Below are 20,193 nucleotides of genomic sequence, written 5' to 3'. Positions count from 1 at the left end.
GTTTGGTCCATTCAGGTAAACAACATCAGCAACGCCGAGACGCGAAGGGTCGCGTCTCTACACCGTTCAACGAAGCCAAGCGGGACACTTCAACTGCGTTTCTGCATGACGTTTTGAAGTGTCAAAACGAAATGGCAATGCTTGAGGTGATGTTGCCGTAGTTGTCGGTGGTTTGGTTGTTGCGGTCGGTTAGGAAGGGTTGGGGGGAGCGGAAGCCACGGCCTTCGATGCGCACTACCACGTTGCTGGCAGGTGCGTAATCGAGGTTGAGGGAAGCAGCGTGTACCTTGAAATCAGCATCGTTGGCCGCTGGCGAAATCGAGCTGATCAGCACGCCCCGGTCGGCGTTGTAATACTCGCCGCGCAGAGTGGTGCTCCACTTGTCGGTGAGCTTGTAGCGCACGAAGGCGGCGCCGGTGTGCCAGGTGTCGTCTTTGCCGCCCCGTTCGGCGCGTTCCTGCTTGCCCACGTCGAACACCACAGCCAAGCTCAGCCGGTCGGTGGCGGCGTAGGTGGCGTAGAAATCGTGAAAGTAGCGGCGGCGGCGGGCCAGGTCCTGGGGTTGCTCGTTGCCGTAGAACGTGCTGCTGTTGACAAGCAGCTTATCGGTAGGCTTCCACTGAATTTGGGTGCCAATGGCCTTTTTTTGGTTGTTTTCGCGGATGTTCTGCCAGCCGTTCAGTACCAGTCCGGTCAGGGTCAGCTTGGGGTCTACCTCGTAGGTGAAGCGCACCCCGGCTTCGTAGTACGGCGAGTTTTCGGCCATTAGGGAGCGGGTCAGGGTCCAGTTGTCTTTGCTGATGGCCGACTCGAACCCGATGTGCGAGGTGAAAATACCGGCGTCCAGCCACGCCTTCTCGAACGGCCGGAAACCGGCGTAGGCTTCGTAGAGGTGCTTGAACACCTGGTCTTCAGCGGCGTAGTTGGCCGTCACGTAGGAGCCGGCATGCAGCCCGAGCGCCCCGCGCACCTGCCCGTTGTCGTAGCGCATCCCGAGGATGGCATTGTTGACGGTAAACTCGTTTTGCCGGTCGTGCGAGTACAGGAAGCCGGGGCGGTCCTGGGTGGCGGCGTGCTTGAAATCGTAGCCGTAGTAGCCATCCACAAAGCCGTAGAAAGTCAGTGGGTTCGGCGTGGTTTCGGCGGGCGCAACTTGCGGCGTTACAACCTGCGCGGTATCCGTTGCCGAAGTGGTCTGCGCCAGCGTATTGGTGGTGACAGTAGCGGCAGTGAGGGCGAGGCCCAAGGTCAATTGGTAGTTCATGCAGGAGCGCCTACGGGTACAAGGCGGATAGAGGCTGAAGTTGCTGCCGATAAGCAGGCAAACTAGCTGTTTAGGTGATGCTGTGGGAAGAATGAAATGTGCCGGGCACCTGCACCGTTATTTGCGGACAGGCGCCAGCTCGTCCAGGGCCAGGTTCAGGCGCAGTACGTTCACAGTGGCCGGACCGAAGAACACGATGATGGGCTCGTCGATGTGGCTTTTCACCAGCTCCCGAACCTGCTCCACCGGCAAGCCACGCAGACGAGCAATCCGCTCCACTTGCGCATACGCCCCGGCCGGCGACAAGTGCGGGTCGAGGCCCGAACCGCTGGCCGTGACTAGCTCGGCTGGTACTTGGTTGCGCGGCACCGTGGGGTTTTGCTGCAAGAAAGCGCCGGCCCGGGTCTGCACTTCTTTCAGGTAGTCGGGGTTGCTCGGGCCTTTGTTGGAGCCGGCCGAGCCGCTGGCGTTGTAGTCCACGGCGGAAGGGCGGGTATTGAAATACTCGGGCCGGTCGAACTTCTGACCTACGTTGGCGAAGCCCACCACACGGCCTTTATGGCTCACTTGGACACCCTCCCCCTTGCCCGGCGAGAGTTGCGCCGCGCCCCACACAATGGCCGGGTACACCACGCAGCACAGCACGAGCATGACCAAGGAAAGACGAAAAGCAGGAAGCAGGTTATTTTTCATGAGAAGATTAGGAGTTAGAAGCTAGAATCGGTTAGCTCTATGAGCTAAGACTAGAAGCTAGTTCCCCTCCTTGTTGAAAGGAGGGGTGCCCGGAGGGCGGGGTGGTAAAGCCGCCTGAACGACTTGCGCGTGAATCGGCGGAAAGTTGAGTTGATGTTTCATTTGGCGGTTGAATCGCGCTGCCAGGTCGTCCATTACAAACAACATCAGCAACGAGGTCAACCACCCCTGCGGCAGCTTCGCTACCGCGTCCCCTCCTCATCTGAGGAGGGGAATTATCGTTCTGTTATCAGTTACACTTACAAAAAGGCCCCTACTACCAAGTCAATTAGCTTGATGCCGATGAAGGGGACAATAACGCCACCGAGGCCGTAGATGAGCAGGTTGCGGCGCAGCAAAGCGGAGGCCCCGATGGGTTTGTAAGCCACGCCGCGCAGGGCCAGCGGCACCAAGGCCGGGATGATGATGGCGTTGAAAATCACGGCGCTCAGGATGGCCGACTGCGGCGACTTCAGCCCCATAATATTCAAGGCGCCAAGGGCCGGAATGGCCACCATAAACAAGGCCGGCACGATAGCGAAGTACTTGGCCACGTCGTTGGCGATGCTGAAGGTGGTGAGCGTGCCGCGGGTCATGAGCAGCTGCTTGCCGATTTCCACTACCTCGATGAGCTTGGTGGGGTCGTTGTCGAGGTCGACCATGTTGCCGGCTTCTTTGGCGGCTTGGGTACCCGAGTTCATGGCCACTCCCACGTCGGCTTGGGCCAGGGCGGGGGCGTCGTTGGTGCCGTCGCCCATCATGGCTACCAGTTTGCCTTGCTGCTGCTCGTTGCGGATATAGGTCATTTTATCCTCAGGCTTGGCTTCGGCAATGAAGTCGTCAACCCCCGATTTTTCGGCAATGAACTTGGCCGTGAGCGGGTTGTCGCCGGTGACCATCACAGTTTTGATGCCCATTTTGCGCAGCCGCTCGAACCGCTCCTGAATGCCGGGCTTGATGATGTCTTGCAGCTCCACCACGCCCAGCACCCGGTCGTTTTCACTGACGACCAGCGGCGTGCCGCCGTTGCTGGCTACGGCGTCGGTGCGCTGCGTGACTTCCTGCGGGAAGGGCTGGTTGGCTTTTACGGCCAGCTGGCGGATGGCATCGGACGCGCCCTTGCGGATGCGGGTGCCGTTGGCGAGCGTCACGCCGCTGCTACGGGTTTCGGCCGTGAACTTGATGAGTTCGGCCCCATCCAGGCGGCTACGCAGGGCTTGCGGGTCCACTTGCTTTTCGCGGGCCAGCTCCACAATGCTCTTGCCTTCGGGCGTTTCGTCGGTGAGCGACGAGACGGTAGCAAACTCGATGAACTGCCGCTCATCGACGCCGGGGGCGGGCCAGAAGTGGGTGGCTTTGCGGTTGCCGATGGTGATGGTGCCCGTTTTGTCGAGCAGCAGCACGTCGATGTCGCCGGCCGTTTCCACAGCTTTGCCGCTCTTGGTAATGACGTTGGCGCGCAACGCCCGGTCCATGCCCGCAATACCGATGGCCGAGAGCAAACCGCCAATGGTAGTCGGAATCAAGCACACGAACAAGGCAATGAATGCGGAAATGGCAATGGGCGTTTTCGAGTAATCGGCAAACGGCGCCAAGGTCACGCACACAATCACGAACACCAGCGTGAAGCCCGCCAGCAGAATGGTGAGGGCAATTTCGTTGGGCGTTTTCTGCCGCGAAGCGCCTTCCACCAGCGCAATCATCTTGTCCAAGAACGATTCGCCGGGCGCCGTCGTCACCACCACCCGAATCCGGTCCGACAGCACCTTGGTACCGCCCGTTACGCTGGATTTGTCGCCACCTGCTTCCCGAATCACCGGGGCCGATTCGCCGGTAATGGCCGACTCGTCGATAGTGGCCAGGCCTTCGATAATCTCGCCGTCGGTGGGAATGATTTCGCCGGCTTCCACCAGGAAAATCTGGCCTTTCTGAAGCTGGGAGGAGGAAACCGCCGACTCGCGGCCATCAGCATCAATAACGCGGGCGGGGGTTTCCTCGCGGGTTTTGCGCAGGCTTTCGGCCTGCGCTTTGCCGCGCGCTTCGGCAATGGCCTCGGCGAAATTGGCGAACAGCAACGTCAGGAACAGCACCAGAAACACGGTGAAATTGTAGCCGAAGCTGCCCTGCGCGGCATCCGGCTGCACCAGCAGCCCCAGCGTCACGAGCAGCATCACCACCGTCCCGACTTCCACGGTGAACATCACCGGATTGCGGAACATGATGCGCGGGTCGAGTTTCACGAACGCCTGTTTCACGGCTTCGGCTAGCAGCTCGGGTTGAAATAAGGATTGAGATTTGGAGGCCATTTTTTTAAGCAGGAAGTGTAGTTCCCCTCCTTTTTTCAAGGAGGGGTGCCCGAAGGGCGGGGTGGTCCAATCGTTGCTGACGTTGTTGAATGGAGTTGCTTCCTTGTTCAGCTAAACAACATCAGCAACGAGGTCAACCACCCCAGCGTCGGCTGCGCCGCCGCATCCCCTCCTCATCTGAGGAGGGGAGTTTTCGTTCTGGTTAGTACAGCGAGAAATGCTCGGCCAGCGGGCCCAGGGCCAGGGCCGGGAAGAAAGCCAGGGCGGCAATGATGACGATGACGGCCAGCACCATTACCCCGAAGGTGGCCGTGTCGGCGGGGAGGGTGCCGGCACCTTCGGGGGTGTATTTCTTGCGAGCCAGCAGGCCGGCAATGGCTACCGGCCCGATGATGGGCAGGAAGCGCGACAACAGCAGCACCACGCCGGTGCTGATGTTCCAGAACGGGGTGTTGTCGCCGAGGCCCTCGAAGCCCGAGCCATTGTTGGCAGCCGAGGACGTGAATTCGTAGAGCATTTCCGAGAAGCCGTGGAAGCCGGGGTTAGCCAGCCAGCCGGCGTATTCGGTGGGGTTGCCCGCGTAGGTGTGCGCGGCCAGGGCCGTACCCGCCAGAATCAGCAGCGGGTGCAGCAGCGTCACGATGACGGCAATTTTCATTTCGCGGGCCTCAATCTTCTTGCCCAGAAACTCGGGCGTGCGGCCCACCATCAGCCCGGCCACAAACACGGCAATGATGAGGTAGGCAAAGAAGTTGAGCAAACCCACGCCGCAGCCGCCGTAAAAGGCGTTGGTCATCATGCCCAGCAGCTGGCTCAGCCCCGAAATCGGCATGAACGAGTCGTGCATGGAGTTGACGGAGCCGCAGCTGATAATGGTGTTGGTGATAGACCAGTAGGCCGAAGCCGCCGCCCCGAAGCGCATTTCCTTGCCTTCCAGCGCGCCCAGGCTTTGGTCGATGCCCAGGTGGCGGAGGGCGGGGTTGCCGTGCAGCTCGTAGTACACCGTAGGGGCCAGCAGCGCCAGGAAACCGATGGTCATGACCCCGAAAATCATCAGTGACAAGCGGCGGCGCTTCAGGTAGAAGCCCAGCGCGAAAATCATGGCCATCGGAATGATAGTCAGGGCAATGTTTTCGGTGGCGTTGGTGAGGTAGTTGGGGTTTTCGAGGGGGTGCGCCGAGTTGGCCCCGAAGAAGCCGCCGCCGTTGGTACCCAGCTCCTTAATGGCCACCATAGCCGCCACCGGCCCGCGCGACACGGCCACCGAATCGCCCTGCACGGTGATGAGCTGCTGCTTGCCCAGTAGGGTCATGGGGGTGCCGTTGAACACCAGTAGCAGCGCCACCACCAGGGAGCCGGGCAGCAGCAGCCGCGTGACACTCTTCACGAAGTAGTGGTAGAAGTTGCCCAGCTTGTCGGTGGTGCGGGTTTGCAAGGCGTTGATGACCACCACGGCCGCGGCAATACCCGTAGCCGCCGACACGAATTGCAGGAAGGTGATAACCACAATCTGCGAGAGGTAGCTCAACCCCGATTCGCCGGAGTAGTGCTGGAGGTTGCAGTTCACCAGAAACGAAATGGCCGTATTGAATGCCAGATCAGGCGTCATAGATGGGTTGCCGTCGGGGTTGAGCGGTAAGGCGCCCTGCGTGCAGAGCACCACCATGGCCAGTAGGAACCACACCAAGTTGATGGTCAGCAGCGCCACCATGTGCTGCTGCCAGGTCATGTCGCGCTTGGCATCAATGCGGGAAAGGCGAAACACGCCCCGTTCGAGAGGAGCCAAAAAATCCAGGGCGTTCTTTTCGCCTTTGAACACACGCGCCAGATAACCACCCAGCGGAATGGCTAGCACCAGCGTCAGTAAGTAGGTGCCGATGATGCCCAGTAGTTCAGAATTCATATCAGTTGAAAATGCGGGGCTGGTTGCCGGTTTCCATGAGGCGGTAGCGGCCAGGGCGCTTCCTCGATGAAGCCAGCAACCCAAAAAGTTAGAATCGTTCGGGCTTGAGCAGCACGTACATCAGGTAGCCAAACACGGCCAGCGACAAGACAAAGAGGGCAATCATCATGGGGAAGGCCGGGGCTAGATGTGGTCGAAGAACTCGACGGATTTAAAGAAGAGCCAGAAGCCAGCGCAGCCGGCCGCGGTAAGCAATGGAATCATAAGAGCAGGTGCCATAAGTGCCAGATTGTTGACGTGCGCATTCCCATTTGCCAATCCCGACCCGATTTGCTTCTCACCGCACCCAATCCATCATATCACCCTGATTATCAGCAGATACATTTCCAACACAGCGACTACAGAACTATGCAGACATAAAAAAACCGGGTCATTCTGACCCGGTGCGTCGGTCAGAATAACCCGGTTTGAACGGTGTAGAGACGCCATACTTGGCGTCTCGGCATTGCTGAGGTTGTTATTGCCAGGCCCGGTGTAGAGACGCATACTTGCGTCTCGGCGTTGAACGACCGGACCCGCACGATTATAACAACCTCAGCAACGACGAGACGCAAGTATGCGTCTCTACATCGACCGTTCGCCCAAATAATATCAGCAACGATGAGACGCCAAGTGTGGCGTCTCTACAGGCCGTACTCCTGAATTTTGCGGTAGAGGGTTTTGGTGCCGATGCCGAGCTGGCGGGCGGCTTCCATCTTGTTGCCGCCGGTTTCTTGCAGCACCACCCGAATCTGGCGCTTTTCCAGGGTGCGCAGGGTTTTGTCGGAGGCTTCATCGGAGGCTGGCTCCGCCGTGAAATACTGGAATTCGGTGGGCAGGTCGTCCACGGTCAGCGTGTCGGTGTCGGCGAGGATGGCGGCGCGTTCCAGCACGTTTTTCAGCTCCCGCACGTTGCCGCGCCAGTCGTGGCGCTGAAGCTGCGTTAGAGCTTCCGGCTCCAGGCCGCGCAGGCGCTTGCGCAGCTTGGCGGCGTAGAAGTGCAGGAAGTAGGTGGCCAAGGGCTCTATGTCGTCGCGCCGGGCGTTGAGGGGCGGTACGGCCACCGTAAACACGGCCAGCCGGTAGTACAGGTCGGGGCGGAAATGGCCTTCGTCGGCTTCCTGGCGCAGGTTGCGGTTAGTGGCGGCCACAATGCGCACGTTCACCGATATAGGCTTGGTGTCCCCGATTTTGGTGAAGCTTTGGGTTTCGAGCACCCGCAGCAGCTTGGCTTGCAGCTCCAGCGGCAACTCCCCTATTTCATCCAGAAACAGCGTGCCGCCGTTGGCTTCTTCCATCAGCCCGCGCTTATCCGCCAGCGCCCCGGTAAAAGCCCCTTTGCGGTAGCCCAGCAGCTCGGATTCCAGCAAATCCTTGGGAAAGGCGCTGCAATTGACGGCCACGAACGGTTTGCTGCGGCGCGGACTGGCGGCATGAATGGCTTGCGCAAACAGTTCCTTGCCCGAGCCCGTGGGGCCTTCCAGCAGCACGGTGCTGTCGGTGGGGGCCACGCGCAGGGCCAGGGCTTTGGCCTGGGTAAGCGGCACCGAGTGCCCAATCATGGAGTCGAAGGTGAACTGCGGGGCCAACTGCTTTTCCAGCTCGGCTACGCGGCGTTGCAGGCGCGCTTTTTCGGCGGCCCGTTCCACTACCACGAGCAGCTGGTCGTCGGAGTCGCCTTTGGTGAGGTAGTCGAAGGCGCCCGATTTCATGGCCTGCACCCCGTCGGCAATGGTACCGTAGGCCGTCATCAGGATTACTTCAGCTAGCGGCGCTACGGCTTTATAGCGCGGCAGCAAGCTCAGGCCGTGGCCGTCGGGCAGCTTCACATCCGACAGCACCACCAGCACTTCCTCGGCGTGCTGGCGCAGGACTTCCAGGCCGCGCTGGGCGTTGGCCGCCATCAGCACCGTGTAGCCTTCCAGCTCCAGCACCCGGCCCACCACTTGGCGCAGGCTATTTTCGTCGTCGATGAGCAGGATGGTATTGGACTGGGGCATGAGTAACCGGCAAGACAAGGCGCAAGAGTACACAAAACCTGCCTACCACCCAAAGCACCTACCTTCGCTGTGTTGGTAGACAAGCACTTCACGCCAAAGAGGTTTTCTTCGTCATCAAGTACTATTTCCGCGTAGAGACGCAGTGCCTGTCACGCACTTTTCAATCATCTGGTATGGCCGTTGCTCAACTTATTCGTCCGCTGGTGCGGCCGTTTGCTGAATTCTTTCGTCGAGAAGCAGCTGGCGGTATTGTTTTGATGGCCAGCGCCTTGCTGGCATTGCTACTGGCTAATACCAACTGGGGGGTGGCCCAGTATTTCCCCACTATCTGGGAAGAGCACCTGCGCATTGCCTTCAACGGCTTTGTGCTGGACAAAAGCCTCTTGCACTGGATCAACGACGGCCTGATGACTGTGTTTTTCCTGATTGTGGGGCTGGAAATCAAGCGGGAAGTGCTGGAGGGCGAGCTGGCTTCGGTACGGCAAGCCGCCCTGCCTATTGCGGGGGCCGTTGGCGGTATGCTGCTGCCGGCACTGCTGTTCACAGTATTCAACCACGGCACGCCTACGGCGGGCGGCTGGGGCATTCCAATGGCCACCGATATTGCGTTTGCGCTGGCCGTACTGCAGTTGCTGGGTTCCCGGGTGCCGCTGGGCCTGAAAGTGTTCCTCACGGCCCTGGCCATCGTTGACGATTTGGGCGCCGTGCTGGTTATTGCGGGCTTCTACACGGCCGAGCTGCACCTGAACTACCTGTACCTGGCGCTGGGTACCTGGGCTACGCTTATTGCGCTTAACCTACTCGGGTTCCGCAACTTATGGCTCTACGTAACCCTAGGCATTGTGCTGTGGTACTTCACGCTGGAGTCCGGTATTCATGCCACTATAGCGGGGGTGTTGCTGGCGCTGGCCGTCCCCTCCCGCATTGGCCACGAACGGGCCGCGCTGCTGCGCCTGCTGGATGAGCGGCTACGCTTTATCAACCACGAGGTGCACGGCGCCGATGCCGACCCGCGCACCATCAGCGAAGAGTTGGAGCACTTGTCGGACACCATTAGCTCGCCGGCTCAGAAACTGGAACAGCGCCTGCATTCCATCGTTGCGTTTGGCATTATGCCCCTGTTCGCCTTCGCCAACACCAGCCTGGTAATCGATGCCTCGGTGTTCGAAGAACTGCTTTCGCCACTGGCTTTGGGCATCATGGCGGGGCTGATAGTAGGCAAGCCGTTGGGCGTAGGTTTTTTTTCCTGGATTACCGTGCGGCTGGGCTGGGCCGCGCTGCCCACCGGCGTCACGTGGCGGCACCTGTGGGGCGCGGGCATTCTGGCCGGCATCGGCTTCACTATGGCCTTATTTGTAACGCTACTGGCGCTGGGCGAGCATTCCGAAGGCGAAGCCGTGGCCAAATTGGCTATTCTGCTGGCCTCGCTTACTTCGGGTACCGTGGGCTACTTGCTGTTGCGCTCTACTCCCAAGGCCGTTACACCCTAATGCCGCTGCCGCTTAGCAACCGTAGCGGACCATTACCCCTAGCCAGTCGGCTATGTAGCAAGTGCTTACCTGGCGCTCAACCACGAAGTTGTTCACAATTTCTTAACACAGTTCGCTACCGGCTGCCGAGTTGCGTAGAAGCATATTTCACTGCGTGATTTTTGTTTTTACTTCTTCGGAATGCGCTCCTTTCTACTAGCCCATACCACGGCTTTACTGCTACTAGCAGGGTCGTTTCTGCCCGCCTACGCCCAGGTTCCCGCTGCCACCCCGCCGCCCGCCGCTGACACGGATACGCTGCGCAAATATGAAAACCCCAACGGCGTTTCTCAGCCAGTGGCAAAGCCCTGGTACAAAGGCAAGCTGGTGAAAGCCACCATTGTGCCGGCCCTCATGATTGGCTACGGCATCAGCACCATCAACAACAACGGCTTCTACAGCAGCTACGACGCCCGGCGCGACATCCAGAAGCAGTTTCCCAACTTCCGCACCCGCGTGGATGACATCCTGATTGTGGCCCCGTACTTCGAGCTGGCGGCCGTCTCGCTGGCCGGGGTGGAGTCGCGCAACGACCGGATCAACACGCTGTTGCTCATCGGCAAGGCCGAGGCCCTCATGCTCAGCAGCGTGTTCCTGACCAAGCGCCTGACCAACGTGGCCCGCCCCGACGCCTCCGACCGGCTTTCCTTTCCCTCGGGCCACACGGCGCAGGCGTTTCTGGCTGCCAGCATCGTGCACGCCGAGCTGCGCGACAAAAGCCAGTGGTACGGGGTGGGGGCCTACGGTATTGCCACCAGCGTGGCGGCGCTGCGCATGCTCAACAACAAGCACTGGCAGAGCGACGTGGTGGCTGGCGCGGGCTTCGGCATCTTGTCGGCGCACCTGGCGTATCTGTCGCACCGCAACCGTTGGGGCCGCAAGCCCCGCTTGCTGGAAGGCACCAGCTTCTCGCCCCTGTACTACCAAGGCGCCACCGGCCTCACCTTCACCTGGCGCCCCACTAAGTGAGTTGCCGGTTGCCAGTTGCCAGTTGCCAGTTGCCAGTTGCCAGTTGCCAAGGAAGAACGAACTGACAACTGGTAACCGGCAACTCGCAACTGATAACCAACTTTTTCCAACGGACGCAGTATCTACTGGTATTGCTCCACGCTGAAGCAGACTCTCTCTTCCTTTCCTCATCCACACTGCCATGACCACTTACCGTCCCATACTCGCGTTTTGCCTGCTCGCGCTGATGTTTTCCGTCAGCAGCTGCGACGCCATTGCTACCATCTTCAAAGCCGGCGCCTGGACGGGCCTCATCGGGGTTTTCCTGGTGGTACTGCTCCTGTGGTTTATCGTCACCAAGATGCGCAGCCGCTAACGGCTGTCAGTATACAGAATACAAAAAGGCGGCTTCCTGCGCAGGAAGCCGCCTTTTTGCATATGGTACCTTCACCGGCCGGAAGCTGGCTATTCTTTCACTACCCGCAACGAAACGGGGCCTTGCTCGGTGCGCAGATGCAGCACATACACCCCGGCCGGTTGGTTGTGCAGATCGAGGGCCGTGACACCGGTCAGGTGCAGGCGGGCGGCGCCATGCACAGTGTACAGCGTGCCGAACAGCGGAATAGCCGCCCCATTGGACGCCAGCACACGCACGTAGCCGGTGCCGGGGTTTGGCACAACGGCCAACGTAGCCTGAAGTGGCTCGCAGGTAGAGCAGCCTTGCACGACCACCACCGGCGAATAGGTAGCGGTGCCGTCAAAATCAACCTGCCGCAGGCGGTAATAGAGGGTGCTGTTAGGGGCCTGGGCATCATACAGGCTATAGCTATGGCTACCAGCCGACGACCCTGCGCCAGTCACTTTACCCACCTTTTCAAACTGCTGGCCATTGCGGCTGCGTTCCACATCAAAGTGGCTGTTGTTTTTTTCAGAAGCCGTTTTCCAGCTGCATTCTACCCCTTGGCCTTTCCGCTCGGCCCCGAAAGCAACCAGCTCCACGGGCAGCGGCGCCGCCGCGTTAGACGACACTGCGTAGGGCGAAAACGTGGTCAACCCCGCGCGGGTGAGCTTGTAGCTATTGGCCACGGTGCCCGCCACAGCTGCCTTGGGAGCCGACTTGTCGAAGTAGGGCTTAGCGCCGGTGCTGATGTAGTGGCTGATGTAGCTCTTGCTCCGGTCGAAGGTGGTGCCCTCGGCCCCGCCTGCCATCTGGTCGGCATTGTTCCACTGCAACGTCATGGTTACGTTGGAGTTGCCCACCACTTCCTCGTCTACGAGCCAGGTTTTCTTCACGTTTTGGTTCAGCACTTCCACCGTGCCATTCTCCTCGGCATCGTAGTTGGTGTACATCTTATCAAGCACCCGCACTGAAAATACGTCCTCGTTGCGGGCGGTGGTGCTGCTGGGCTGTTGCAGCCAAATTGGCGTGTAGCTGCTGCCCGAGCTGCCCACCGGAAACAGCACATCGACCCCGGTGTTGGCTACCGACTGCCTGAGCGTGCCTTTGCCGTCGGTTACCACAAACGCAGTGGAGGTGTAGCCCTGAATCTGGCTGCCCCGCTGCAAGGTCAGGTTGTGGCCGCCCAACACTAGGTCGGGGGCCGCCGACCCGTTGATGCTAGCAAAAATCAGATTGCCGTTTACCAGCGTATTGCCTATCAACAGCTTATCCGAAGCCCCGGAAACCTTAAGATTGCCGTAGGCTACCGGCGCAATGTTCATGGAGTTGCCAGTGGTAATGTATTCCACGGTACTGGCCGGGTCAAGCTCCCCGAACGTGAAGGCGTAGGCGGGTTGCTGTATGGATAGCGTGGCGTTGGCTTCCACTTCCACCCGCCCCGCAATGAAGTCGTTGTTGGCAAGGTAGAGCCGGCTGGGGGTGGCGGTAGTAGCCCCCGGTAAGCCTACTACAATCTTGGAGTTGGCCCCGTTTACTGTCCAGGTGGAATTGGCAGAGACACTTCCAATGCGACTGGCACTGTTATTTGAGTTTGTGGTGTTGCCCTGCACGTAGTACGTAGCGTTGGGCAGCGAGAAGCTGAAGTTGCCGGGCCGTGCGCCCGTACCGTCGGCGGTTGTACTCCAGGTGCTGGCGTCGTCCAGGTTGGTGTTGAGGGTCGAACTCGAATAAAAAACGTTGGTAAACGCCGATATGGTTACATCGTCAATCGACAACCCGTTGCCGTTGGTGGTGTTGTTGAGCACGTAAGTCCACCGAATCATGATTTCCTGGTTCGGCAGCAAATCGATACCACTCAGCGTGGTTTGCCGCACCCGGCGGTTGGTGGGCGAGTTACCGTCGCGGCTGGCAATAACGGTGGCCGTGGAAGGGGCATCTACGCCCAGGTCGGCAATGCTGGTCCAGGTGCCGGAGCTATTAAACAAACTCGTCACCGTGCCCCCTACTGCCGACTTCCGGTACGACACATCTACGCGGGCCCGGTCCTGCTTGCCGGAGTTGTACCAGTGCTCCATGGCGTACACAACATCCAGGTTGCGGATGGTGGTAGTGGTGCCATTTTTCAGCCGGATGCCTACATGCCCCACCCCGTCGCCGGTGGTAGTGGCGGCAATGCCCCCAAACGAGCGGTCGGTGCTGGTGGGCCCTGTAGCATCCCCAAAGTGGTAGTAGTTGGCGTTGGTGTTGGAGCCGTCGTTGGCGGTAAATGCGGGCGGCGAATACGTGAAGGCCGGAAATTCGGCCTCCGCGTACACACCGCGCAGGTTAGCCGTGGTATTGTTGGCGAAGCTGGCCGTACCCGTCAGGCTGTTGAAGTTTTGGGTGTACGGAACCAAGTTGGTGGCATCCGTCCAGGTGTGTTGGGCCGCAACGGGCATACTGCTAAGTCCGACGCCTAAAAGCGCGGTGCATAAGCTGTAGATTTTTTTCATATAATAAGAAGTAGTTTTCAGGAAATACAAGTGGTAAAGCACAAGCTCAACGGCATCCTATTAATTTCCGAAATCTACGGATAGTATAACTTCACTTCAACTTAAAATGCCTTTAAACAGCCATTTAGACCTATTTTCAGAAATCTATTTTATTATTTAGTGAAATATTTAAAAACAATCAGAACATATATTCAAACTGTTAAATACAAAAAAAGACCTGCCAATGATTGACAGGTCTTTTTATCATTAATTTAACTGGCAGCTGAAATAAGGCTACTTCTTGGCCTTGCTGGGCATGGTACCGATAATATGGTCCCAGAGGGTGCTGCTCACGCCAAACGCAATTTCGTCTTGCCGATAATGGTGCTGGGCGTGGTGCGTCCACCATACTTTCAGGAAGTTCTTTGGTGGCGCGTACATGTGAATGGCGTAGTGCACAAACAGGTATAATGCATAGCCGAACACGAAGCCAGCCAGTACGCCAAATGCGGCGCTACCAAAAATGAAGCGGAACAAGAAGAACAGCAACGACGCCACAAATACGGTTACAATAGGCGGCATAGCCAGCCGGGTTTTGTCTTTAGGGTATTCGTGGTGCACACCGTGCATGGTGTACTGAAACTTGATGCGGCCGGGCGTGGTAGCCGGAATGTGGTAGAGGTAGCGGTGCATGGCGTATTCCACAAACGTGAACAGGAACCAGCCCCCCAAAAACTGCCCAAAAGCCGCCAGCCCGGTGGTGAAGCCCTGCGTGATGCCATAGTACAGGCTCACGCCGGCCGTGATAATGAAAATCGAAGTCGGGAGGGCAATGTGCGTGTGCGAAAGACGCTCCAGCACCGGATTCTTGAACAGCTGCGCCGAGCCCTTATGTTTAGGCTTCACATTCTCAGGCGCTTTGGCCACCGTGGGAGTCGGTGTAGGGGAAGTCGCAGTTTCTAGTGACATCGTAGATACTATGCTTATTTTCTGGGGACAAAAGTACGCAACGCAGCACAAAGGTTCGAGACGATACCCGTAATCAGGCCGAAGCCTGGTACTGCGCCACCAACTGACGCACGGCATGCACCGTGCAACTAGCCGCTTGGCAGCACAGCGGCGCGCGGCTATAAAACTGCTTCCGGAAGCGTAAGGTTTCAGTTAGCTGCGTAGTCAGCGCGGCCGTATCGGGGGCGGCGGCCAGCAACGGGCGGCTGTTGCGCACGGCTAGTATGCGGTTCACCAGCTTCTCAACCGGCACTTCCAGGTACAGCGTCAGGCCGGTTTCGAGTAGCACCTCCAAACTGTTGTGGAAACAGGGCGTGCCGCCGCCGGTAGCCAGCACCATTCGCTCGTGGCGGGTTATCACCTCGCGCAGCACCGCCGCCTCGCGCTGGCGGAAATAAGCCTCGCCTTCGGCAGCAAAAATCTCCGGGATGCTTCGGTTTTCCTGGCGCACTATTTCCTCGTCGAGGTCCACGAACGGCACCTCGTAGGCCACGGCCAGCCCTCGGCCCAGGGTGGTTTTGCCGGCTCCCGGCATGCCAATCAGGTAAAGGCGCATTTTTTGATTTGCTGATTGATGATGTGTTGATTATTGATGTGCTGATGTGCTGATTAGTACTTGTTGATTGGCAAGTGGGCATTTTCGGTTGAAATATCTATCAACAACCAACAAGTACCAATCAGCACATCAGCACATCAACAAATTAGCATATCAACTCAGGCGTACCCGCGGGTCGAGCACGGCGTAGAGCACATCCACGGCAATATTGACGAGCACGAACAGGGCGGCAATAAAGATGGTAGAACCCATTACCACCGGAAAATCCAGGTTCTCCACCGCGCGGAGCGTGACCGTACCCAGGCCCTTCCAGTTGAAGATGTACTCGATGAAAAACGCCCCCGCCATCAGGGAGGCCAGCCAGCCCGATACGGCCGTTACCACCGGGTTCAAGGCGTTTTTGAGGGCGTGCCCCACCACCGTCCGGTACCCCGACAGGCCTTTGGCCCGCGCCGTGCGGATGTAGTCCTGGCTGAGCACATCGAGCATGGAGGAACGGGTGAGCTGCGTGATAACCGCCAGCGGCCGGATGCCCAGCGCAAAAGCCGGCAGTAGCAGGTTGCGCAGCACCAAGTGGCGGCCCGTAAACGGGTCGGTTTCGTAGAGTTGGCCGGTGAGGTTGAGGCCGGTCCAGTGGCTCCAGTAGAACCCGAACGTAATGGCAATCAGGATACCCGCCACAAACGACGGCACCGAAATACCCAGCACCGACGTGGTAATCAAAGTTCTATCCAGCCAGGAATGCGGCCGGAGAGCGGCCACCACCCCGAAGGCAATGCCCAGCACCGCCGCCAACAGCATAGCCGCTAGGGCCAGCCAGAGCGTACCCGTGAAGTGGTCGAGCAGGATGCTGAGCACGGCTTTGTTGCTTTGAAACGAGCGGCGCAGATACGGTTCTTTCAGTACCACGGCCTTCTCGCCTAGTGGCAGCAGCGTTACGCCGCCGTACTTGGCCACGCCCGCCGAGTCGCGCGGGTGCACGCCCAGCGGCGAGATGTCGTTGAGGTAGCCGCCGAGCTGCACGGGCATGCTTTCGTTGAGGCCCAGGTCGGCGGCAATGGCGGCGCGGGTGGCGGCATCGGAACGTTGGCCGGCCAGCAGCGCCACCGGGTCGCCGGGCAGCACCTGAAACAGAAAAAACACCGTGCACGCTACGCCCGCTAATATCAGCAGGCCCTGCCCCAGACGACGAAAAACGAAGGAAACCAAGTTGTCAGTTGTGAGTTGCCGGTTGCCGGTTGTGAGTTATCTGTTGCGGATCATTGCGCGAACTGACAACCGGCAACTCATAACTAGCAACCGAATTACAATTTCTTCTCCACGTCGCCGATGGCCGGAATGTCGTGGTAGTGGTACTTGCCTTTCACGGTGCCGTTTTGCAGCAGAATCAGGCCGGGGTTCGAGCGAATCATGGATTTAAGCACGGTAGCATCGGCGTAGTAAAACGGCGCGGCCAGGTTTACGTCGTGCCGGAAGGCGTCGAAGGCGGCGGGGCTGCTGCTGGTGAGTACCAGCACCGAAATCCGCTTGCGCGACTTTTGCGCCGCCGCAAACAGCTGGTTGATTAGCTTGAACCGGTCCCGGTCGGCCTTTTCGGTGCCCTGCACAATCAGAATCAGCCGGTTGCCTTGCAGCAGCTCCTGCGTGAAGTCGCCGTCGTCGTTCCACACCCGGAAATCGGTGATTTTCGGGCTGGCTTCGGGGTTGAGCGCCACCATTTCCTTGTATTTCCAGGTGGAATCGGTGGGGTACTCAGTAAACTCCTTGGTTTCGCCGTTGCGCTCCATCATGTACTTGTAGCGAATAGGCGCCGAGGGCTTCATCAGCTGCCCGATGTTGTTGCCAACCTTGTAAGGCAGGAAGTCGAAGTACGGCAAGTGCCCCAGCGCGCGCACCCCAATACCAATGGCCACCGCCGAGGCAATGGTGATGTACATCACGCCCAGTTGGCCTTTGGCAAATACCCGGCGCAAGTACCGCTGGTTCAGGAACACCACGGCCCACAGCCCCAGCAAGAACAAGTCTTTAAAGAACGAAGTCCAGGGCGTGAGCTTGATAAAGTCGCCGAAGCAGCCGCAGTCCGTTACCTTATTGAAGGCCGCCGAATAGAACGTGAGGAACCCGAAAAACACCAGCAGCGCCAGCAGCACCCACAGCGTTTTGCGCAGCATCCAGCGCAGCAGCAGGGCCACGCCCAGTATCACTTCCAGGGAGCTGAGCACGATGCTGAACGTGCGGGAGTAGGGCTTGAACGCCAGGAAGAACCGGCCGAAATCTTCGGCAAACACCTCGAAGTATTCTTCCAGCTTCAGGGCCGTGCCCACGGGGTCATTCAGCTTAATCAGCCCCGAGAAGATAAATATCACGCCCAGCAGCAGCCAGCAGATTCGGGTAATTTGTTTCATGTAGGTAGTGCGTAGTGCTTGGTGCCTGGTGCTTAGCGTCGATTCCGGAACGTGGATTGTGGCTACGTGATGCTAGGCTGTGCAAGTTACTCAACGAAACAGCACATTTCGATGCCGCCTAAGCACTACGCCCCAAGCACTAGGCACTAAACCCTTTTTTAATCAACACAAACACCGCGTAGTTGAGCATGTCGCGGTAGTTGGCTTCCACGCCTTCCGATACCTGCGTGCGGCCCGCCAGGTCTTCAATCTGCTTGGTGCGGTGCAGCTTCATCAGAATGATGTCGGTGATGCTCTCGATGCGCATCTGCCGCCAGGCTTCACCGTAGTCGTGGTTTTTGGCGAACAGCAGGCGGCGGTTTTCAGCGGTTTCCTGGTCGTAAGCTTCGGCCACGGCAGCAGGGTCCAGGTCGAGGGGCGCGTCAGCAGATAAGCGCAGCTGCATCAGGGCAATGACGCAGTAGTTGATGATGGCCACAAACTCGCCGTCCACGTCGTCGGCTACTAGTTGGGTGCCTTTCTCCTGGATGCTGCGGATGCGCTGGGCCTTGATGTAAATCTGGTCGGTGATGCTGGGCAGGCGCATGATGCGCCACGCGGTACCGTAGTCGTGGGCTTTCGCCAGAAACAGCGTCCGGCACTGCTTGATTATCTGGTCGTATTCGAGTTGGGTTTGATTCTCCAAGTTTTTACGCCTATTTTGTTGGGTGACGTTTGGCACGTTGCTTACCGCCTACCAGCTCGTCATGCTGAGCTTGTCGAAGCATCTCTCCCGCCTTATCAGAACTATCCTACGAAGACAGTAGAGATGCTTCGGCAAGCGCAGCATGACGGTCTCTTACCTTGAAAACAACATGCTCCAGGCCCTGCAAGATACGTGTTTTCCGGCCGCGCAAACCCTGCGCTGCCCGCATGGGCGGGTGCTCGACATCAGCCAGCCACGGGTGATGGGCATCCTCAACCTCACGCCCGACTCGTTTTTTGCCGACAGCCGCGTGCAGTCCCCCGACGACCTGCTGCCGCGCGCCGAGGCCATGCTGCGGGCCGGCGCCACCATCCTCGATTTGGGCGGCTACTCCTCACGGCCCGGCGCCGAGCACATCAGCGCCGACGAGGAAAAGCGCCGCCTGCTGCCCGCCGTAGCCGCCATCAAGCGCGCGTTTCCGGAGGCCTTTGTTTCGGTGGATACCTTCCGGGCCGGGGTAGCCGCCGAGGCCGTAGCCGCCGGCGCCGACATTCTCAACGACATCAGCGGCGGCACCCTCGATGCCGACATGCTGCCCACCGCTGGCCAGTTGGGCGTGCCCTATATTCTGATGCACATGCGCGGCACGCCCCAAACCATGACCCAGCACACCCAGTACGAAGGCGACATTGTGCTGGAACTGGTGCGCTACTTCCGCGACAAACTAACCGAGCTGCGCCGCCACGGCGTGACCGACGTGGTGCTGGACCCCGGCTTCGGGTTTGCCAAAACGCCTGCGCAAAGCCACGAGGTGCTGCGCCGCCTACCCGAGCTGGCGGTGCTGGGACTACCCATTCTGGCGGGCCTTTCCCGCAAAAGCATGGTGCATAAGCCGCTTGGCCTCACCCCCGATGCAGCCCTCACCGGTACTATTGCCGTCAATGCCCTGGCCTTGCTCAACGGCGCCCGGCTGCTGCGCGTACACGACGTGGCCGAGGCCGTACAAACCATTCAGCTCCTTTCTCCCACCTTCCCGCCCGCTTCCCCGTGATTGGCTCCTTTGGCATCGGCTTCCTGCGCATCGGCTGGATAGACGTCATCGACGTGCTGCTGGTCACGGTGCTGTTTTATCAGCTCTACAAGCTGCTAACGGGGAGTGTTGCGCTGAAGATTTTCCTGGGCTTCATGTCCATCTACCTGTTTTACCTGGTAGTGAAGGCAGCGGGTATGGAGCTGCTAACCAGCATTTTGGGGCAGTTTATGAGCGTGGGCGTGCTGGCCGGCATCATCTTGTTTCAGCAGGAAATCAGGCGGTTTCTGCTGAACATTGGCAAGGCCACGGCTTTTGAGAAGATGCGCAACTTTGCCTGGCGCCGCGACTCGGCCGCTTCGGCGGAGCGCATGAACATTACGCCCTTTGTGGAAGCCGCCAAAAGCCTGGCCGGCAAAAACACCGGCGCCCTCATTGCCTTCAACCTCGCCTCCGACCTGACGGCCTTCGCCAACTCCGGCGACTTGATTGATGCCACCGTAAGCAAACGGTTGCTTATGAGCATTTTCAACAAAACCAGCCCCCTGCACGACGGCGCCGTTATCATCAGCCGGGGCCGGATTCAGGCGGCGCGCTGCATTCTGCCGGTAAGCGAAAACCCCGACGTGCCGGCCGCTCTGGGCTTGCGCCACCGCGCCGCCATTGGCCTGAGCGAAGTAACTGATGCCGTGGTGCTGGTAGTAAGCGAGGAAACCGGCCAGATTTCGTTGGTCCGCGGCGGGGAAGTGTTTCGCAACCTGGCCCCCGCCGACCTGCGCGCCCGCCTCAACGAGTTCCTGTTCGATATTGCCCCCAAGCCCAGAGCCGCCACCGGCACTACCCCCGCCGAGGTAGCCGCATAGCTCGTTGGCAGCAGGTTTGCAAAGCTGCAGGGGCATACTCGCAGATGCGCCACA

General features: G+C 59.1%; 17 protein-coding genes. 5 read left to right on the top strand and 12 right to left on the bottom strand.

The features are described 5' to 3' along the window. Positions 1 to 121 precede the first annotated feature (121 nt). The 6 genes from J0X19_RS21680 to J0X19_RS21655 all read right to left on the bottom strand — a co-directional run bounded on the left by J0X19_RS21680 (position 122) and on the right by J0X19_RS21655 (position 8,244). Complete coding sequence (locus J0X19_RS21680) at positions 122 to 1,264, bottom strand: porin (RefSeq protein ID WP_206986509.1); 1,143 nt, start codon at positions 1,262 to 1,264, stop codon at positions 122 to 124. 117 nt (positions 1,265 to 1,381) lie between these two features. Continuing rightward, complete coding sequence (kdpC, locus tag J0X19_RS21675) at positions 1,382 to 1,957, bottom strand: potassium-transporting ATPase subunit KdpC (protein ID WP_206986508.1); 576 nt, start codon at positions 1,955 to 1,957, stop codon at positions 1,382 to 1,384. A 299-nt stretch (positions 1,958 to 2,256) separates the two neighbouring features. Continuing rightward, on the bottom strand, positions 2,257 to 4,302 hold the full coding sequence (gene kdpB, locus J0X19_RS21670) for a potassium-transporting ATPase subunit KdpB (protein WP_206986507.1): 2,046 nt from the start codon (positions 4,300 to 4,302) through the stop codon (positions 2,257 to 2,259). Between the two features lie 202 nt (positions 4,303 to 4,504). Beyond that, entirely contained in the window at positions 4,505 to 6,205 is a 1,701-nt protein-coding gene (kdpA, locus tag J0X19_RS21665; RefSeq protein ID WP_206986506.1) for a potassium-transporting ATPase subunit KdpA, read from the bottom strand. 88 nt (positions 6,206 to 6,293) lie between these two features. Beyond that, positions 6,294 to 6,371, bottom strand: coding sequence for a K(+)-transporting ATPase subunit F (gene kdpF, locus J0X19_RS25260; protein WP_394369129.1), 78 nt, complete (start codon positions 6,369 to 6,371; stop codon positions 6,294 to 6,296). A gap of 517 nt (positions 6,372 to 6,888) precedes the next feature. Continuing rightward, positions 6,889 to 8,244 (bottom strand): sigma-54-dependent transcriptional regulator, encoded by a 1,356-nt coding sequence (locus J0X19_RS21655; protein ID WP_206986505.1) that lies wholly within the window; start codon positions 8,242 to 8,244, stop codon positions 6,889 to 6,891. Positions 8,245 to 8,417: 173 nt separating this feature from the next. On the opposite strand from J0X19_RS21655, the gene nhaA reads away from it, so the two are divergent. From nhaA to J0X19_RS21640, 3 genes are all read left to right on the top strand, one after another. Continuing rightward, positions 8,418 to 9,734, top strand: coding sequence for a Na+/H+ antiporter NhaA (gene nhaA, locus J0X19_RS21650; RefSeq protein ID WP_206986504.1), 1,317 nt, complete (start codon positions 8,418 to 8,420; stop codon positions 9,732 to 9,734). Positions 9,735 to 9,914: 180 nt separating this feature from the next. Further along, positions 9,915 to 10,742, top strand: coding sequence for a phosphatase PAP2 family protein (locus J0X19_RS21645; RefSeq protein WP_206986503.1), 828 nt, complete (start codon positions 9,915 to 9,917; stop codon positions 10,740 to 10,742). A gap of 181 nt (positions 10,743 to 10,923) precedes the next feature. Continuing rightward, entirely contained in the window at positions 10,924 to 11,097 is a 174-nt protein-coding gene (locus tag J0X19_RS21640) for a hypothetical protein (protein WP_206986502.1), read from the top strand. Between the two features lie 89 nt (positions 11,098 to 11,186). Here J0X19_RS21640 and J0X19_RS21635 read toward each other — a convergent pair whose 3' ends face one another. The 6 genes from J0X19_RS21635 to J0X19_RS21610 form a co-directional block, all read right to left on the bottom strand. Next, positions 11,187 to 13,613 carry a T9SS type A sorting domain-containing protein gene (locus tag J0X19_RS21635; RefSeq protein ID WP_206986501.1) on the bottom strand — a complete coding sequence of 809 codons (2,427 nt, stop codon included), beginning with the start codon at positions 13,611 to 13,613 and terminating at the stop codon, positions 11,187 to 11,189. A gap of 273 nt (positions 13,614 to 13,886) precedes the next feature. Beyond that, on the bottom strand, positions 13,887 to 14,498 hold the full coding sequence (locus J0X19_RS21630) for a sterol desaturase family protein (protein WP_317194803.1): 612 nt from the start codon (positions 14,496 to 14,498) through the stop codon (positions 13,887 to 13,889). A 136-nt stretch (positions 14,499 to 14,634) separates the two neighbouring features. Then, positions 14,635 to 15,156: a shikimate kinase gene (locus J0X19_RS21625; protein ID WP_206986499.1), complete on the bottom strand. Its 522-nt coding sequence runs from the start codon at positions 15,154 to 15,156 to the stop codon at positions 14,635 to 14,637. A gap of 153 nt (positions 15,157 to 15,309) precedes the next feature. Then, a complete protein-coding gene (locus J0X19_RS21620) occupies positions 15,310 to 16,365 on the bottom strand; it encodes an ABC transporter permease (protein ID WP_206986498.1) in 1,056 nt (351 codons plus the stop codon). Between the two features lie 95 nt (positions 16,366 to 16,460). Continuing rightward, the gene (locus J0X19_RS21615) at positions 16,461 to 17,561 is read right to left on the bottom strand and encodes a BT_3928 family protein (protein ID WP_206986497.1); all 1,101 of its coding nucleotides are present in this window, start codon (positions 17,559 to 17,561) and stop codon (positions 16,461 to 16,463) included. A 139-nt stretch (positions 17,562 to 17,700) separates the two neighbouring features. Then, positions 17,701 to 18,246, bottom strand: a complete 546-nt coding sequence (locus tag J0X19_RS21610; protein WP_206986496.1) for a DUF1599 domain-containing protein — start codon at positions 18,244 to 18,246, stop codon at positions 17,701 to 17,703. Positions 18,247 to 18,388: 142 nt separating this feature from the next. Between J0X19_RS21610 and folP the strand changes: the two genes are divergently transcribed. After that, positions 18,389 to 19,297, top strand: a complete 909-nt coding sequence (gene folP, locus J0X19_RS21605; protein ID WP_242583149.1) for a dihydropteroate synthase — start codon at positions 18,389 to 18,391, stop codon at positions 19,295 to 19,297. Beyond that, a complete protein-coding gene (gene cdaA / locus J0X19_RS21600; protein WP_206986495.1) occupies positions 19,294 to 20,139 on the top strand; it encodes a diadenylate cyclase CdaA in 846 nt (281 codons plus the stop codon). The genes folP and cdaA overlap by 4 nt, the downstream gene beginning before the upstream one ends. Positions 20,140 to 20,193 lie beyond the last annotated feature (54 nt).

The organism is Hymenobacter telluris (genome assembly GCF_017313265.1).
GTDB lineage: Bacteria > Bacteroidota > Bacteroidia > Cytophagales > Hymenobacteraceae > Hymenobacter > Hymenobacter telluris.
Note: the sequence above shows the minus strand (reverse complement) of the source record. Positions and strands in the feature narration are given on the sequence as shown.

What these genes read in the sequence shown, in the direction of transcription:
- J0X19_RS21680 (WP_206986509.1), bottom strand. Translation starts at nt 1,264, where the DNA reads ATGAACTACCAATTGACCTTGGGCCTCGCCCTCACTGCCGCTACTGTC.
- kdpC (WP_206986508.1), bottom strand. Translation starts at nt 1,957, where the DNA reads ATGAAAAATAACCTGCTTCCTGCTTTTCGTCTTTCCTTGGTCATGCTC.
- kdpB (WP_206986507.1), bottom strand. Translation starts at nt 4,302, where the DNA reads ATGGCCTCCAAATCTCAATCCTTATTTCAACCCGAGCTGCTAGCCGAA.
- kdpA (WP_206986506.1), bottom strand. Translation starts at nt 6,205, where the DNA reads ATGAATTCTGAACTACTGGGCATCATCGGCACCTACTTACTGACGCTG.
- kdpF (WP_394369129.1), bottom strand. Translation starts at nt 6,371, where the DNA reads ATGATTGCCCTCTTTGTCTTGTCGCTGGCCGTGTTTGGCTACCTGATG.
- J0X19_RS21655 (WP_206986505.1), bottom strand. Translation starts at nt 8,244, where the DNA reads ATGCCCCAGTCCAATACCATCCTGCTCATCGACGACGAAAATAGCCTG.
- nhaA (WP_206986504.1), top strand. Translation starts at nt 8,418, where the DNA reads ATGGCCGTTGCTCAACTTATTCGTCCGCTGGTGCGGCCGTTTGCTGAA.
- J0X19_RS21645 (WP_206986503.1), top strand. Translation starts at nt 9,915, where the DNA reads ATGCGCTCCTTTCTACTAGCCCATACCACGGCTTTACTGCTACTAGCA.
- J0X19_RS21640 (WP_206986502.1), top strand. Translation starts at nt 10,924, where the DNA reads ATGACCACTTACCGTCCCATACTCGCGTTTTGCCTGCTCGCGCTGATG.
- J0X19_RS21635 (WP_206986501.1), bottom strand. Translation starts at nt 13,613, where the DNA reads ATGAAAAAAATCTACAGCTTATGCACCGCGCTTTTAGGCGTCGGACTT.
- J0X19_RS21625 (WP_206986499.1), bottom strand. Translation starts at nt 15,156, where the DNA reads ATGCGCCTTTACCTGATTGGCATGCCGGGAGCCGGCAAAACCACCCTG.
- J0X19_RS21615 (WP_206986497.1), bottom strand. Translation starts at nt 17,561, where the DNA reads ATGAAACAAATTACCCGAATCTGCTGGCTGCTGCTGGGCGTGATATTT.
- folP (WP_242583149.1), top strand. Translation starts at nt 18,389, where the DNA reads ATGACGGTCTCTTACCTTGAAAACAACATGCTCCAGGCCCTGCAAGAT.